This is a genomic window from Streptosporangium sp. LJ11, assembly GCF_051918945.1.
GTDB lineage: Bacteria > Actinomycetota > Actinomycetes > Streptosporangiales > Streptosporangiaceae > Streptosporangium.
Genome location: NZ_JBPXMB010000047.1, coordinates 1 through 13,228 on the forward strand (window position 1 = coordinate 1; position 13,228 = coordinate 13,228).

The following is a 13,228-nucleotide window of genomic DNA, read 5'->3' on the forward strand; positions in this document are numbered from 1 at the left end:
TCGGTCTACCTGCGCCAGCGTGGCTCCCCGGAGTCCAAACCCGTCGGCACCCCGCACGAGGAGACCGGCGTGGAAGGCTGACCCGCCGCACACCGTGCCCTTTCCATCACGCCTCGCGGGCACCGCGCGACGTCCTTGCTCCGCTCAGCCGCGCACCTGCTTCGGGGCCGGATCGCCTGCTCCGCCATGATCGGCTACCGCTCATGCACGTGATACATGGTCCGATATCACGTGCATGAGCGGCCGTCTGCGGTGCCGTCGTGGAGCCGGCGACGAAGGCCGCGGCGGAGCGGGCCACGCCGGCCCGCTCCGCGCACACCGTGGCCGCCCTGGGCGACTTTCTGCCACCGGAGCCGCCGCCGGACGAGGCGTGTCGCGCACGGACGCTCGAGGAACGCGCGCCGCGGCTACGTGCCCGCTAGTCCCCGGCCATCACGGTGAAGGTGAACCCGGTGCTCGTCGGACGGCGCAACGAAGTGTCGCACTTGATCCGGCGCCGCACCTCGTTCCTGCTGAAGCCGAGTCCGCGTGCGATGAGCCAATCCGGGCGCACCGGGACCGGATCCTCGAAGACGACCTCCACGTGGACCGGCCACGCCTCGTCGAGCCATGCCTGCGGGGTGTCCAGCCGCCAGGCCCCCTTCCAGTCCAGGGTGAAGCGGTTGCGCCGGGCGAGCAGCGGATCCAGCAGCCTGGACGCCACCAGCTCCGGATCGTTGGCGTGATAGCCGTCGAGCTCGGCCGGATCGAGGGATCTGACCGGCGCTCGCTCGTGCACGGTGAGCTTGCTCGTCCGATCGCAGAACACGCAGCGGACCAGCAGCCACACGTCCAGCAGGTTGCCGTTGGCGTTGACGCGGAACCTGCCCTCGCCGGTGGTGGCCGACTCCGACCGGCAGTCCACGCACCGCAACGACAGCAGAGGCAGCCTGGTCCGGCGAACGACCCAGGGCAGCACGATATGAGGTTGTGAAGACATGATCTCTCTAGACCTGACACGAGGCCGATTGCGCGCGGCCTCAAACGCTGTATGGCCGGGCGCGCACGGGCAACCCGGCAGAGCCGACGGAAGGGCCGGCTTGAAGGTGAGCGGAAGAAGGTGTCAGGTCTAAAGAGCAGGCGGGGTCACGCGGTTTGTCCTCTGTCCTCACTGCGGCGCGGTCGCAGGCAACCTACGGCAACGCGGGAAGAAGGCTCAAACGGTTTTCCGGCGGCGGTGGTCCCTGCCGCCGACCGGGAGATCGCCCGGGACGCGTGCGTCAGGTCGCGCGTCGGGGGCCGGGCAGGATGCGTTCGACCACGTCGGTGACCAGGGTGTGGATCTGGTCCTCGGGAAAGATGTCGGGCAGCGTGAGCCGTTCCAGGATCAGCCAGTTCAGCGCCAGGTAGAGCAGGACCACGGTGGTCGCGTCGCCGGGCAGGCCGGCCTGGGTGTGGTGGCTGATGTTGGCCTCGACGTCGGCACGGATGCGTTCGGTGAGCAGGCGGCGCAGTTCCGGGCGGCGGGTGGCCTCCAGGCGAAGTTCCAGCAGTGCCAGGTATCCGGAACGGAAGTGGCTGACGCGGTCCACCAGGTCGTGCATGAGCTCGGTGACCCGGTCGCGGTCACGCGGACCCTCCAGGACGGCGGCCATCACCCCCGGGTCGGGCTCCAGCCGCTCGTAGAAGCGGTGGCCGACCTGGGTGAGGAGATCGTCGCGGTTGTCGAAGTAGTTGGAAGCCGTGCCGTTGGGCACCCGCGCCTCGACGTCGACGGCGCGGAAGGTCAGTCCGCGCGCGCCCTCGCGGGCCAGGACCTCGATGGCCGCGTCGAGGAGCGCCGCCCGTCGTGCCGGATTCTGCCGCATTGCGATCTCTCCTGGAATCGATGTTGACACCACTGCAATCATAGTACTACGGTTCAACCACTACAGACAGAGTACTACACCGAAAGCACCAATCGAGAGGAACGCAGAGATGCGAGTTCGGCTCAACACCCTGACCGGCTTCACCACGCCGTCCGCCGCCGCTCCCTCATGGACAGCCGACCCGGCCTCACGCGCCTTCCCCCAGACCAAGCCGGGTCACCTACGGCCGAATCCCCGACCGCGCTCGGTACCGCGGCCCAGGTCCCTGCCCAAGCCCGGCGGCAACCGGTAGCCCGGCGCGGCCGGCTCCAGGACGCCACCGCTTCACACCATCCCGCTTGAAACCAAATAAAGACCGTGAATAGGACCAGATATGCGAAAGCTCGTTTACTACATCGGCATGACCATCGACGGCCGCATCGCCGCCCCCGACGGGAGCGCCGACTTCTTCCCGGTGACGCAGGACGTCATCGACTTCATCGTCGAGGACTATCCCGACACCCTGCCGACGCACCTGCGCGAGCAACTCGGCGTGCACGGTCCCAACCGGAACTTCGACGTCGGCGTGCAGGGGCGCGTCACCTACGAGCCCGCCCTGGAGATCGGGGTCACCAGCCCGTACGCCCACCTGCGCCAGTACGTGGTCTCCGAAAGCATGAAAGAGACCCTGGACCCCGCGGTTGAGATCATCTCCACCGACGTGGTCGGCAGGATCCGCCGGCTGAAGGCCGAGGACGGCAAGGACGTCTACCTGACGGGCGGCGCCCGGCTGGCGGGCACCCTGCTCCCGGAGATCGACAGGCTCGTCATCAAGCTCTACCCGGTGGTCGCCGGAGCCGGGATCCCCCTGTTCACCACCGACTTCTCCCCCACCCACTTCGAGCTCACGGGTACCCGCACCCTCGAGAACGGCACGGTCATCCTCACCTACGACAAGAAGTGACCGCTGTGGCGCGGGCAGTCCACCAGCGATCACCCCGTCGTCCTGGACCGCCCGCACGCCGACGCCGCGACCGCGCCGCGGTCGCGGCCGAGCCGCTCGCCACGAGCCTGCGCGCCTTCCGTGAGCACGGCGCGCGGAGGCTCCCGCTCCACAGCCCGGCGCCGCCCGCCGGCAGACCTAGGGCCTGTACGGAGTTGAGATCAGAGGGATTCGCCTGCGCGGTGGCTTGCCGTCCTGGTAGGCCATCGCCATGGCGCGTGGAGAGCTCACCGATGAGGAATGGTGCTTGACCGATCCTCACCTGCCCTTGGGTGAGCGCGGCCCGATCCCGGACTTGCGGCAGCAGTTCAACGCCGTGATGTGGCGGTTTCGTACCGGCAGCCCGTGGCGGGATCTGCCGGTCGAGTACGGGCCGTGGTCCACCGTTTATGACCGGTTCCGCTCCTGGGCGATGGCCGGCGTCTTCGAGCAACTGATGCAGACCATGATCGCTGAGGACGTTGCGCGTGGGCAGGCCGACCTTGACCTGGTCAGCGTGGACTCCACCAGCGCCCGCGCCCACCACCACGCCGCCGGAATGGTCTTGGACGCTGAGCTGGTCAAGGCGCTGGAGAAGGCCGCCGAGCAGGAAAAGGGGGCTACGCCAAAGGGGTAAAACTCCCACAACGGCGAACCCGGCGGAGACGAAGGTGAAGGCGAACGCCGGCGGTTACGACGACGGCGCCGCATCCGGCTGACGGCAGCCAGGCTGGGCCGCTCCCGGGGCGGGCTGAGCAGCAAGGTCCACCTGTCGGCTGATCGGCACTGCCGTCCGCTGTCGTTCGTGCTGACCGCGGGCCAAGCCGGAGACAGTCCGCAGTTTCGCGCCGTCGTGGGCGTGCAGCTCCTGGCGGGCCTCGATCTGGAGCAGCGGTACGCGGCCCAGCTGAAGCCCCCGGCGGGGAGGCGAAGCCGCGCGTTACCCGCCTGTACCTGCCCCGGCTGGTGTGGGCCGCGATCCGGGCCCGCGATCCGGCGGAGTTCCGGGTACGGATGGGCAGGATGGCTCGCCGTCAGGACCCCCTCGGAGGCCGAACGGCGGGCGGAGATCGTGCGGTGGCTCGGAGGTGTCCACACCTGGCCGGAGCGCAGACTGGTGATCACCAGCGTGGAGGCGGAGTCGGGAGAGTTCGTGACGTTCGACGCGGCGAGCGGTGTCGAGCTCGTGGAACATGCTCGACCCGGCCCGCCGTCCCGCCGCCGCCCGCGCCGGCCGAGCCCAGGCGGCCAAGGCGGCCAAGGCGGCCGAGCGGGTGGCCGACGTGTGGCGAACGACCCGTTAGGCCCCGCCCCGCTGCCAGGTGGCGAAGGCGCCCGGGTTCCCCGGCACGCGGGGGACCCGGACACCTTCGCACCGGGCCCGGCGGGAACCGGCCTGCCGGTCCGCCGGGCTCGTCCGTCTCCGATGTCTGTTTCCGACAGCCACGGGACGCGGTCGCGGGAGCTGACCCGGCAGACGCTCCGGGCCGATCCAACCCGGACCGATCAACCGCGGGTCCGGCCGGTCTGGTACGGCGCGTCGGTGTCGGCCCGGTGCGGCTGAGGGTCCGCGTCAACCGGCGGGTTGTCGTCGCGGCCACGCCGCGAGGCGAGCAGCGCGATCGCGACGACGATCTGCACCGCCACGACGGACGCCATCGTCAGGGGCGAGCTGACGCTCAGCAACGCCATCGTCGCGTTGACGCCGAAGTGGACCGCGATCGACGCCGCGACCCCGGCACGCTCGTAGGCGTAGCCGGTCAGCAGCGCCATCGGGATGACGCTGATCGTGAACAGCAGCCCGCTCCAGCTGAACAGCCCGAATCCGGCCTGGACGGTCCCGGGGACGAAGAACAGCGGCAGATGCCACACCGCCCAGACGACACCCAGCAGCAGGCCCGTCTGAAGGCGGCTCAACGACGCGCGCAGACGCGGGTACGCCGTGCCACGCCAACCGGGCTCCTCGGACAACGGGCCGGCGATCAGCATGCTGATGAGGAACGGCACGGGTCCGCCGATGGTCGCGACCAGATGCTGCCCCGCCGTCAGGCTCACCTCGGGACCCCCCAGGAGGTACGCGAGCAGCGCGGCTCCCACCACGGTCGCCGACGCCGTCACCAGCAGGGGCGGCACCCAGAACAGCCGCGTGCTCAGCCGGAGCCGCACCGTGTGAGCGGGGACGGGCTGACGGCGCCGGGCGCGGCGCGCCCGGATCACGATCGCGCCGATCATGGGGCCGAAGCCGGCGAGCAGGTGGGGGACGACGGTGGGGAAACTCATCGCCGACCCACCGAGCATGATCGCGGTGAGCCAGAAAGCCCAGCTCGTCACGAACGTGACGATCCAGAAGAGAGCGAGGCCGTTCTGCCGGCGGGCGGGGGGTGCGGTGGTCATGCTTTTCCCTTTCACGGGTGTCACGGGGAGGAATCTCTGGTTCCTGCCGCGGGGAGGAGAGGAAACCGCGATCGAGCGTTCTCGACGGCCGGCGCGGAACGACACGGAACGGCGTGAAACAACGCGGAACGACGCGGAACGGCGCGGCGGGCAGCGAGCCCGGGAGCGACGAGAACACGTGCGCCGACCGGACGCGACGCCCAGCCGGCACCTGACCGGCCGTGCCGACCAGAAGGGCCGGAATGCCGTGGAATGGCCTTAAATGGCAGGGCTAGGGGCTCTTGACCAGGGAATTTTCTGTCTCACCGGGAGATTCGCGCCCCGAAGCGGATGGATTCTCCCGGTCCTCGTCGCTCTTCCCGGACGTTTCCCGGAGCCGGCGGGCGAGCCAGCCGGCCACCCGCGCGAGCAGGTCGGCGTCGACCGGCCGACGCAGCAGCCGGGGATAGGAGCGCACCGACGGACGGCCGAGGTCACGGCGCAGCAGGTGGGTGAGGTCGGGGATCCGCTGGACCTCGACCTCACCGGGCACCAGCCTGCGGATCTCGTCCAGGTCCGCCGGGTCGACCTGGATGTCCTTGCCGCCGGTGATCGCCAGGACGGGGACCCGGATGTTCGCCAGGTCCGGGCGCGGGTCGTGGTCGAGCATCTCCCGCATCCACCGGGCGTTCACCGGCATCCCGGCGAAGCGGGCCACGTCCGCGCTGCTCGTCCTGATCTGAGCCAGGTGCCGGGCGGCCAGGGCCCGCAGGACCGGCAGCAGCGGCCGCATCGGCGCGGGGAGGCCGCGGGCGATCATCCCGGCCTGCCAGCGCAGGGCGTCCTCACCCGGGCGGGCGAACCCGGCCAGCAGCACCACCGCGCCGACCCCCGGGTGCGTGCCGAGGGACATGGCGTGGACGGCGCCCTCGCTGTGCCCGACCAGGCCGATGGCGTCCGCCCGGATGCCGGGCCGCCCGGCCAGGGCGCGTAGTGCGGCGGCGGCGTCGTGCCGGTTGTCGGTGAATCCGGTCGCGCGCCAGTCGCCGGAGGTGGCGCCGACGCCGCGCCGGTCGTAGCGCAGTGTGGCGATCCCGTCCTTGGCGAGCGCGGCGGCCAGCGGCGGTCCGAGCTCCATGCGGAGCCGGCCGGTGTTGGCGTCGCGGTCCAGCCGCCCGGATCCGTGCAGCAGCAGGACGGCCGGGTGCGGGCCGGGGCCCGCGGGCAGGGTCAGCGTGCCGGCCAGGGACAGTCCGTCGTCCGCGGTAACCGTCATGTCGACGTCGCGCATGTCCCGCCTCTCATTGTTATCAACTTTGAGAACATTATCTCATATGAGAAAATAGGTCCATGTCAACCGCGGACCTTCTCCTGCACCCCGTCCGGATGCGCATCCTGCAAACGCTTTTCGACACCGACCCGATGACCACCGCGCAGCTGCGCGAGCGCCTCCCCGACATCGCGCCGGCGACGATGTACCGGCACATCGCCGTGCTGACCGACGCGGGCGTGCTGGAGGTGGTGGACGAGAGACGGGTGCGCGGCACGGTGGAGCGCAGCTACCGGATACGCCCCAAGCAAGCGGTGGTCGACCCCGCGGCACGGGCGGCGATGACGCGGGAGGACCACCAGCGGGCGTTCACCACCTTCGCGGCATCGTTGATGGCGGATTTCGGTCGCTACCTCGCCCACGAGGACGCCGATCCCGTCTCGGACGGCGTGGTCTACCGGCAGGCGGCGGTGTGCCTGACCGAAGACGAGTTCGCCGTGATGGTCGAGGAGATCGAGCGCGCGGTCCTCGCACGGGTCAGCCACGCCGAGGGCGACGGCCGCACCCGTCGCATCGTCAGTCTCGTCGTCGTACCGGACAAACCCAGGCCGGAACCGAGGGCGAACCCCGGGCCGGAACCGGGGACGGACACCGGCACCGAGTGGCCGGTCGATCAGACCAGATGAGCTGATCAAGCAATTCGAACCGGTTGAAACGTTCCACGGCCGGTGGCCGGACCGCGAGCCGCGTCGCCCTGGCTCGGCACCGTTCCGTCCTCACGCGGTGGACCCCGACGGTGATCGACCGGACCCCCACGCCGCGGGATCACCATCCCCTGTTCGGGGTGGTCGAGATTCCACAGATCCAACGGGGTGGAACCATCAATCGCGACCAGTGGGCGGGAGACTGGCCTGCGATCAAGTCGTGGGCCGAGCACAGCGACATTCCCCTCGCAGGACAGCCCTAGACACATACCGCATGCGAACGCGGCGGAGTGTAAACCTCCTGGCGCGTCTCCTTGGCGGCAGGAGCGGTCAGGACACGAGAGCGTCCATGAATGACGTCTACTCTGCCCTTCGCTGTGCCAGGCTCGGGGCAGTCGCGCTCATACCGCTCGACACGGTGGACTCCGACGTACTGGGCGTCCAGCTCGGCTTGGTCATGCCGACGCTGCGCCAGCTGCCGATCCCTCTAGGGCCTGTACGGACTTCGGATCTTCGGAGGTGTTGAAGGCTTCGGATCCATAAAAGGGCTCCGCGGAGATGCAGACCCGCAAGGTAGCTTTCAGGGGTCTTGTCGAAGCGGAAGGCCAGGCCGCGCCACTCCTTGATCCGATTGATGCACGAGGTGCCCCGGCACGGCCGCGCGGGTCACGGCGGTGGTGGTGCGAAAGCGTGCCCGGTAGGTGGTCGGGGCGACGCCCAGGGTGTGCTGGAAGACGCGGCGCATGGTCTCCGCGGACCCGAAGCCGGACTCCTCGGCCACCCTCTCCACGGGGTTGTTCCCCGCTTCGAGGAGAGCCTGGGCGGCCTCCAGCCGTACCGACTCGAGGTAGTGCCCCAAGGTCGTCCCCGTCTCGCGGCGGAAGAGCCTGCTGAGGTGGCGGGCGCTGACACCGGCGTCACGGGCCAGGGACTCCAGGCTGTGCGGGGCGGCCGGGTCGGCCACGACGGCGTCCATCACGAGCCGCAGCACCGGATGCGCCGCCTCCCGCGGGGTCAGACGGGCGCTGAACTGGGACTGCCCTCCGGGGCGGGCCATGAAGACGACCAGCTCGCGGGCGACGTCGCGCGCGAGACCGGACCCGTGGTCGGCCTCGACCAGGGACAGTGCCAGGTCGATGCCCGCGGTGACGCCGGCGGAGGTGACGACGTGGCCGTCCCTGACGAACACCGGGTCCGGCTCGACCCTCACCCGGGGATAGGCGGCCGCCAGCTGCGCGGCGAGCCGCCAGTGGGTGGCGGCACGCCGTCCGTCGAGCACTCCCGTCTGCGCCAGCACGAAGGCCCCGGCGCACACCGAGGTGACCCGCGCCGAGCGGCGGGTGAGCTCCGTGACCAGGGCGAGCAGATCCTGGTCGGCCACGGCCCGCCGCCAGTCGTGGCGGCCGGGGACGACGACCGTGCCCAGCCGCGCGGGCAGGCTCTCCAGGGCTCCGTCCACCCCGATCCGCACCCCGGAGGAGGTGCGCACGTCCGCTCCGGACGGGGAGACGACCCGTACCGCGTAACGGGCGCCGAAACCGTTCGCCGTGGTGAGGACCTCGGCGGGACCGGTGACGTCCAGCAGTTGCACACCGTCGAAGGCCACCACCGCGACCACGTGGTCCGCCCGCCGTCGCGAGGCTACTCGGCCCACGGAGAGTCCAGGATGGTGCGCACGAAGTCCCCGCGCACGAAACCGGGAACGTAGTGGGCGAGCACGTCGGCCTTCACATTGCCGAACGTGGTCTGCGGCTTGTGCCGGATCCCCTCGGTGAAGGCGTCGAGGATGTGCCGCTTGAAGTCGGGGCGCGGGTGCAGGGCCACGATCGCCGCCCGGTCGGCCTCACTGATGTCGTGGTAGCCGATGCCCAGCACGTCGTACTCCACCCCCGCCGTCACCAGTGCCACCTCCGGCTCCATGAACTCGGGGATGCCCGGGGTGGTGTGCAGGGCGATCGCGGTCCACACCCGGCGGACGCCGTCCTCGGGCACCTGGCGCTCCCGCAGGAAACGGCGGGCCTCGTCGGCGCTGTCGACCTCGAAACGCCGCCCGCTGTCGTGGAAGGGCTCACCCAGGCCCAGGTCGTGGAACATGGCCGCGACGTAGAGGAGCTCGGGGTCGAAGCCCAGATCCCGGTTGCGCCCCTGCAGGGCGCCGAAGAAGTACACCCGGCGCGAGTGGTCGTAGATCAGCTCGCTCGCGCTCTCGCGTACCAGCTCGGTCGCCTCCTTCGCCAGCGTCGAGTCCGGCACCCGTATCCCGGCCGGTGCGGAAAAGTCCCCGATCATCGCCATTCCCCCTGCTCACGTCGCCTGCCGGCTCCTCCGGCGGCATCTCCAATCTATGAACCGCCCGATCGCGGCGCCATGACCGCAGGGCCCTACAACCCACAGATACGGACATCGGCCGGGATGGTCCCCGGAAAGGATCGAACCGGATTCCGGCGCCAGAGACGATCTTGAAAACGATTCGGTGACGGCGGCTCCTCACCCTGGTCGAGGGCTCTGGCGTGCCTGCTCGTGCCTGCCGGGCGGCGGCGTTCAGCGCGTGATCGCCCAGTCCGGCGTCCAGGTCCCGGCGGCGCCGTGGCCGGCCGCCGCGGCGGCGAGGTGGGCGCGGAGGGTGGCCAGCCCCGGGTGGGGGTTGTCGCGGTGCCACAGGAGCGAGTGCGGATAGACGGGCGTGGGGCCGGTCACCGGGATGCGGCGCAGGCCGTGGCCGGCGGGCCAGACCAGGCGGGTCTGCTCGCCCATGAAGGTGGCCAGGGCCGGGGTGTCGGCGACGGTGTCGAGGAGCGCGTCGGAGCCGAAGTTGGGGCCGGTCGCCTCGATGGTGAGGCCGAACTCGGCGACGAGATCGTCGTAGTAGGCGGCCCACTCGGTACCGGGGACGATCCCCGGCATCCAGATCCGGTGTCCGGCGAGCTGGGCGACCGTCACCGACCGGGCGCCCGCCAGCGCGTGGGCGGGCCCGGTGAGGAGCTGGAGCGCCTCGTCGAGCACCCGGACGGACTCGATGCCCTCGGGAAGGGGCCGGCCGGGTGCGGCGACGGCGCGGAAGGACGCGTCGATCGCACCGGACCGGATGGCGGCGAGTGCCTTCTCGATGTCGAACAGCATCACCACGTCGAGCTCGATCTCGGGGTGCGCGCGGTGGAAGTCGCGCATCAGGCCCGACTGCGCGCTGCGCGAGGTGATCACGTCGACGCGCAGCGGACGGCTGCCGGCGCGCACGGACGCGACCGCGCGCTCGGCGGCCCGGAGCAGCTCGCGGGCGTGGGGCAGGAACGCCTGCCCGTCGATGGTGAGCTCGGCGCCGCGCGGGGTGCGGGTGAACAATCGCACGCCGAGGTCGCGCTCCAGCGCGGCGATGCGCTTGGAGACGGCCTGCTGGGTGACCGCCAGCTCGGCGGCGGCCTCCTGGAACTGCCCCGCGTCGGCGGCGGCGACGAAGGTCCGGACGGTGTCGAGGTCCATGCGGACACCCTATGAGTACAACCATTGGTTGTGGCTGGATGGCCTGTAGTTGTTTGATCCCCGGACATGATGCTCGCTTTGATGCTTCCGATCGCGGATCGGTTGTGCGGATGAGTGACGAGGGGCGTCGAACATGAGGAACGGGCACCGGTTGGGGCGGCGGTTCGGGTGGCTCTGGGGGGCGTACGGGACCAGCGCGCTCGGTACGTGGCTCGCCTTCGGCGCGTTCCCGCTGATCGCGATCCAGGTGCTGCACGCCGGCCCGGCGGAGGTCGCGGCGTTGTCCAGCGTGGGGGCTCTGGCGGGCGCGGCCGTGGCGGTGCCGCTCGGCCCGTGGGCGGAGTTCCGCCGCAAGCGGCCGGTGCTGATCGGGATGGATCTGGTGCGGTTCGCGGCGCTGCTGACGATCCCCGCCGCGTTCGCGCTCGGCGTGCTCTCCTTCGTCCAGCTCCTGCTGGTCTCGGTCGTCGTCGCGGCGGCCGACATCACCTTCCGCGCCGCCTCCGGCGCGTACCTGAAGACGCTGCTGCCGGCCGAGGACCTGCTCGTCGCCAACGCCCGGTTCGAGTCCACGACCTGGACGGCCACGATCATCGGCCCGCCGCTGGGCGGCGCCGCGATCGGGCTCCTCGGCCCGGTGGCGACGGTGGTGGCCGACGCGGTCAGCTACCTGCTCTCGGCCCTGGGCATCGGCGCGATGGGCGGCCGGGAGCCGCGGCCCGAACGCCGAAAGGCCGCGCGCATGCGGGCCGGGGACCTGCTCGACGGTTGGCGGTACATCCTCGCCGACGCGACGCTGCGCCGGCTGTTGTTCAACACCGCCTTGTTCAACGGCCTGGTGATGGCCACCGGGCCGCTGCTGGCCGTCCTGATGCTCGGCAGGCTCGGGTTCGCACCCTGGCAGTACGGCCTCGCCTTCGCCGCGCCCGCGATCGGCGGGCTGCTCGGTTCGCGGCTGGCCCGGCCGCTCGTCACCCGGTTCGGACAGCACCGGGTCCTGGTCGTGGCGGGGACGCTGCGCGCGCTCTGGCCCGTCGGCCTGGTCTTCCTGGGGCCGGGCACCGGAGGGCTGCTGCTGGTGATGGGCGTCGAACTCGGGCTCATCTTCTGCTGCGGGGTCTTCAACCCCGTCTGCGCCACCTACCGCCTCGAGCGCACCGCGGCCGACCGGGTCGCCCGCACGCTCTCCGCCTGGGCGGTGACGACCAAGGTCTCGACCGCGCTCCTGACGGCCGTCTGGGGCGTGCTGGGCGGCGTGCTCGGCCCGCGCACGGCCATCGGCCTGGCCGGCGTGCTCCTGCTGGCGACCCCGCTGCTGCTCCCCCGGCGCGCCGCGGCGCCCCTCCCGCCAGGACGGGTGCGCCGGGCGCCGGCCCAGCTCGCGCTTGGCCTTCGCGTTCGACTGGCCTTCGCGTTCGACGCGCCGCGAAGCTCGGTCATCAGCACGACGCCGGCCTCCCCGGCGGCCAGCCGTCCGACGAACCGCGGCACACGCATCGGCTGCTTGACGCCCAGCATCCGGGCCGGCTCCGGCAGCCACTCGGCGACCGGGGCGGGATCATCGTCGACGATGTCGTAGACACCGCAGGCGCCGTTCTCGACCGCCGCGACCGTCGCCTCAGCCGCGTCGGCGATGTGGATGAACGACCACACCCCGCCGCCCTCGCCGACGATCGGGAACTTTCGCTCACGGATCATCTCGAGCTGCTCGGAACCCGGCTCCATCGAGGTGCCCGGTCCGTAGAACGCGCCGTAGCGAAGCACGATCCCCTCGGTCCGGTCGGCACCCAGCACAGCCCTCTCCAGACGCCCGATCGCGGCGATCATCGGGGCCATCCGGCTGACCGGCGACGGGTCCAGTGGGTGCCCTCGATCCGCAGCCGGCCGGGTGCCCGCCTCATCCTCGCCGTGTCATGGCCGTGTCACGACCTTGCCGACGGCCGCCGTCATCGAGAAACGGTGACATGCGGCGGACAACGGGCGCACATCCGGCGCCAATCGTGGTTCGTCATGAACGAGCCACGCACGATCCCGCTTCGGCCCCGTGACCGGCTGTATGCCGCGGTCACGCTGGTGCTCGCCGTGTTCCTGCTGCCCGCGGCGTTCGTCCGCCATCCCGGCCGTGCCCGCGAACTGGCCTGCCGCTGGGCGTTGCGGGTGCGCTTCCCCGCCGAGGACCTCACCGGGCTCACCGACGGCGCCCTGGCGGCGTTCACCGCGGCGCGCGCCCGGGCGCTCTGGCGTCACGGCCAGCTCATCGGCCTCACCTCGGGATACCGCGATCCCCATGTCCAGCAACGGATGTTCGACGAGGAGGTGCGCCGCTCCGGCTCCCCGGCGCTGGCGCGCATGCTCGTGCTGCCACCGGCGGAATCCTCCCACGTCAAAGGCGTCGCGCTGGACGTACGCCCTCATGAGGGCGCGCGCTGGCTGGAGGAACACGGCGCCCGCTACGACCTGTACCGCATCTACGACAACGAGTGGTGGCACTTCGAGTACCGCCCGGACAGGGGCGGCAGGCCACCACGACGACGGCCCCACCCCGGCGTGGGCCAGGTCGGCGAGTACCCGGACCGGCCGTAGCCCACAGGCAGTC

At 71.1% G+C, this 13,228-nt stretch carries 13 protein-coding genes and 3 pseudogenes; 7 read left to right on the plus strand and 9 right to left on the minus strand.

From position 1 onward, the window contains the following. Window positions 1-81 (plus strand): DUF6766 family protein (locus tag ACTOQ3_RS41055; protein WP_440086835.1); only part of this gene is annotated, 81 nt, incomplete at its 5' end. A 337-nt stretch (window positions 82-418) separates the two neighbouring features. On the opposite strand, the gene ACTOQ3_RS41060 is transcribed toward ACTOQ3_RS41055, so the two are convergent. Together ACTOQ3_RS41060 and ACTOQ3_RS41065 are read right to left on the minus strand one after the other, a co-directional pair. Further along, the gene (locus tag ACTOQ3_RS41060; RefSeq protein WP_440089290.1) at window positions 419-958 is read right to left on the minus strand and encodes a DUF1062 domain-containing protein; all 540 of its coding nucleotides are present in this window, start codon (window positions 956-958) and stop codon (window positions 419-421) included. A 301-nt stretch (window positions 959-1,259) separates the two neighbouring features. After that, the gene (locus ACTOQ3_RS41065; RefSeq protein ID WP_440066822.1) at window positions 1,260-1,847 is read right to left on the minus strand and encodes a TetR/AcrR family transcriptional regulator; all 588 of its coding nucleotides are present in this window, start codon (window positions 1,845-1,847) and stop codon (window positions 1,260-1,262) included. Between the two features lie 373 nt (window positions 1,848-2,220). Between ACTOQ3_RS41065 and ACTOQ3_RS41070 the strand changes: the two genes are divergently transcribed. From ACTOQ3_RS41070 to ACTOQ3_RS41080, 3 genes are all read left to right on the plus strand, one after another. Next, entirely contained in the window at window positions 2,221-2,790 is a 570-nt protein-coding gene (locus ACTOQ3_RS41070; protein ID WP_440089292.1) for a dihydrofolate reductase family protein, read from the plus strand. A gap of 250 nt (window positions 2,791-3,040) precedes the next feature. Beyond that, on the plus strand, window positions 3,041-3,445 hold the full coding sequence (locus ACTOQ3_RS41075) for a transposase (RefSeq protein WP_440089293.1): 405 nt from the start codon (window positions 3,041-3,043) through the stop codon (window positions 3,443-3,445). Window positions 3,446-3,983: 538 nt separating this feature from the next. Next, window positions 3,984-4,112 carry a hypothetical protein gene (locus ACTOQ3_RS41080; protein WP_440089295.1) on the plus strand — a complete coding sequence of 43 codons (129 nt, stop codon included), beginning with the start codon at window positions 3,984-3,986 and terminating at the stop codon, window positions 4,110-4,112. A 202-nt stretch (window positions 4,113-4,314) separates the two neighbouring features. Here the strand turns inward: ACTOQ3_RS41080 and ACTOQ3_RS41085 are convergent, their stop codons facing one another. Both ACTOQ3_RS41085 and ACTOQ3_RS41090 read right to left on the minus strand, forming a co-directional pair. Next, complete coding sequence (locus ACTOQ3_RS41085; protein WP_440089296.1) at window positions 4,315-5,202, minus strand: CPBP family intramembrane glutamic endopeptidase; 888 nt, start codon at window positions 5,200-5,202, stop codon at window positions 4,315-4,317. Between the two features lie 271 nt (window positions 5,203-5,473). Then, entirely contained in the window at window positions 5,474-6,472 is a 999-nt protein-coding gene (locus ACTOQ3_RS41090) for an alpha/beta hydrolase (RefSeq protein WP_440089298.1), read from the minus strand. A gap of 59 nt (window positions 6,473-6,531) precedes the next feature. On the opposite strand from ACTOQ3_RS41090, the gene ACTOQ3_RS41095 reads away from it, so the two are divergent. Further along, window positions 6,532-7,137, plus strand: coding sequence for a helix-turn-helix domain-containing protein (locus tag ACTOQ3_RS41095; RefSeq protein WP_440089300.1), 606 nt, complete (start codon window positions 6,532-6,534; stop codon window positions 7,135-7,137). A gap of 543 nt (window positions 7,138-7,680) precedes the next feature. On the opposite strand, the pseudogene ACTOQ3_RS41100 reads toward ACTOQ3_RS41095, so the two are convergent. The 4 genes and pseudogenes from ACTOQ3_RS41100 to ACTOQ3_RS41115 form a co-directional block, all read right to left on the minus strand. After that, window positions 7,681-7,791 (minus strand): annotated as a pseudogene (locus ACTOQ3_RS41100) (IS5/IS1182 family transposase); the annotation flags it as partial. 64 nt (window positions 7,792-7,855) lie between these two features. Next, window positions 7,856-8,809 (minus strand): annotated as a pseudogene (locus ACTOQ3_RS41105) (GlxA family transcriptional regulator); the annotation flags it as partial. Then, complete coding sequence (locus ACTOQ3_RS41110) at window positions 8,797-9,444, minus strand: HD domain-containing protein (RefSeq protein WP_440089301.1); 648 nt, start codon at window positions 9,442-9,444, stop codon at window positions 8,797-8,799. The pseudogene ACTOQ3_RS41105 and the gene ACTOQ3_RS41110, both read right to left, overlap by 13 nt. 252 nt (window positions 9,445-9,696) lie before the next feature. Next, a complete protein-coding gene (locus tag ACTOQ3_RS41115) occupies window positions 9,697-10,632 on the minus strand; it encodes a LysR family transcriptional regulator (protein WP_440089302.1) in 936 nt (311 codons plus the stop codon). 133 nt (window positions 10,633-10,765) lie between these two features. Between ACTOQ3_RS41115 and ACTOQ3_RS41120 the strand changes: the two genes are divergently transcribed. Then, the gene (locus ACTOQ3_RS41120) at window positions 10,766-12,211 is read left to right on the plus strand and encodes an MFS transporter (RefSeq protein ID WP_440089303.1); all 1,446 of its coding nucleotides are present in this window, start codon (window positions 10,766-10,768) and stop codon (window positions 12,209-12,211) included. Between the two features lie 23 nt (window positions 12,212-12,234). Here ACTOQ3_RS41120 and ACTOQ3_RS41125 read toward each other — a convergent pair. Next, window positions 12,235-12,468: pseudogene (locus tag ACTOQ3_RS41125) on the minus strand (NAD-dependent epimerase/dehydratase family protein); the annotation flags it as partial. A gap of 174 nt (window positions 12,469-12,642) precedes the next feature. Between ACTOQ3_RS41125 and vanY-N the strand changes: the two are divergent. Beyond that, window positions 12,643-13,215, plus strand: a complete 573-nt coding sequence (gene vanY-N, locus ACTOQ3_RS41130; protein WP_440089304.1) for a D,D-peptidase/D,D-carboxypeptidase VanY-N — start codon at window positions 12,643-12,645, stop codon at window positions 13,213-13,215. Window positions 13,216-13,228: the final 13 nt, after the last annotated feature.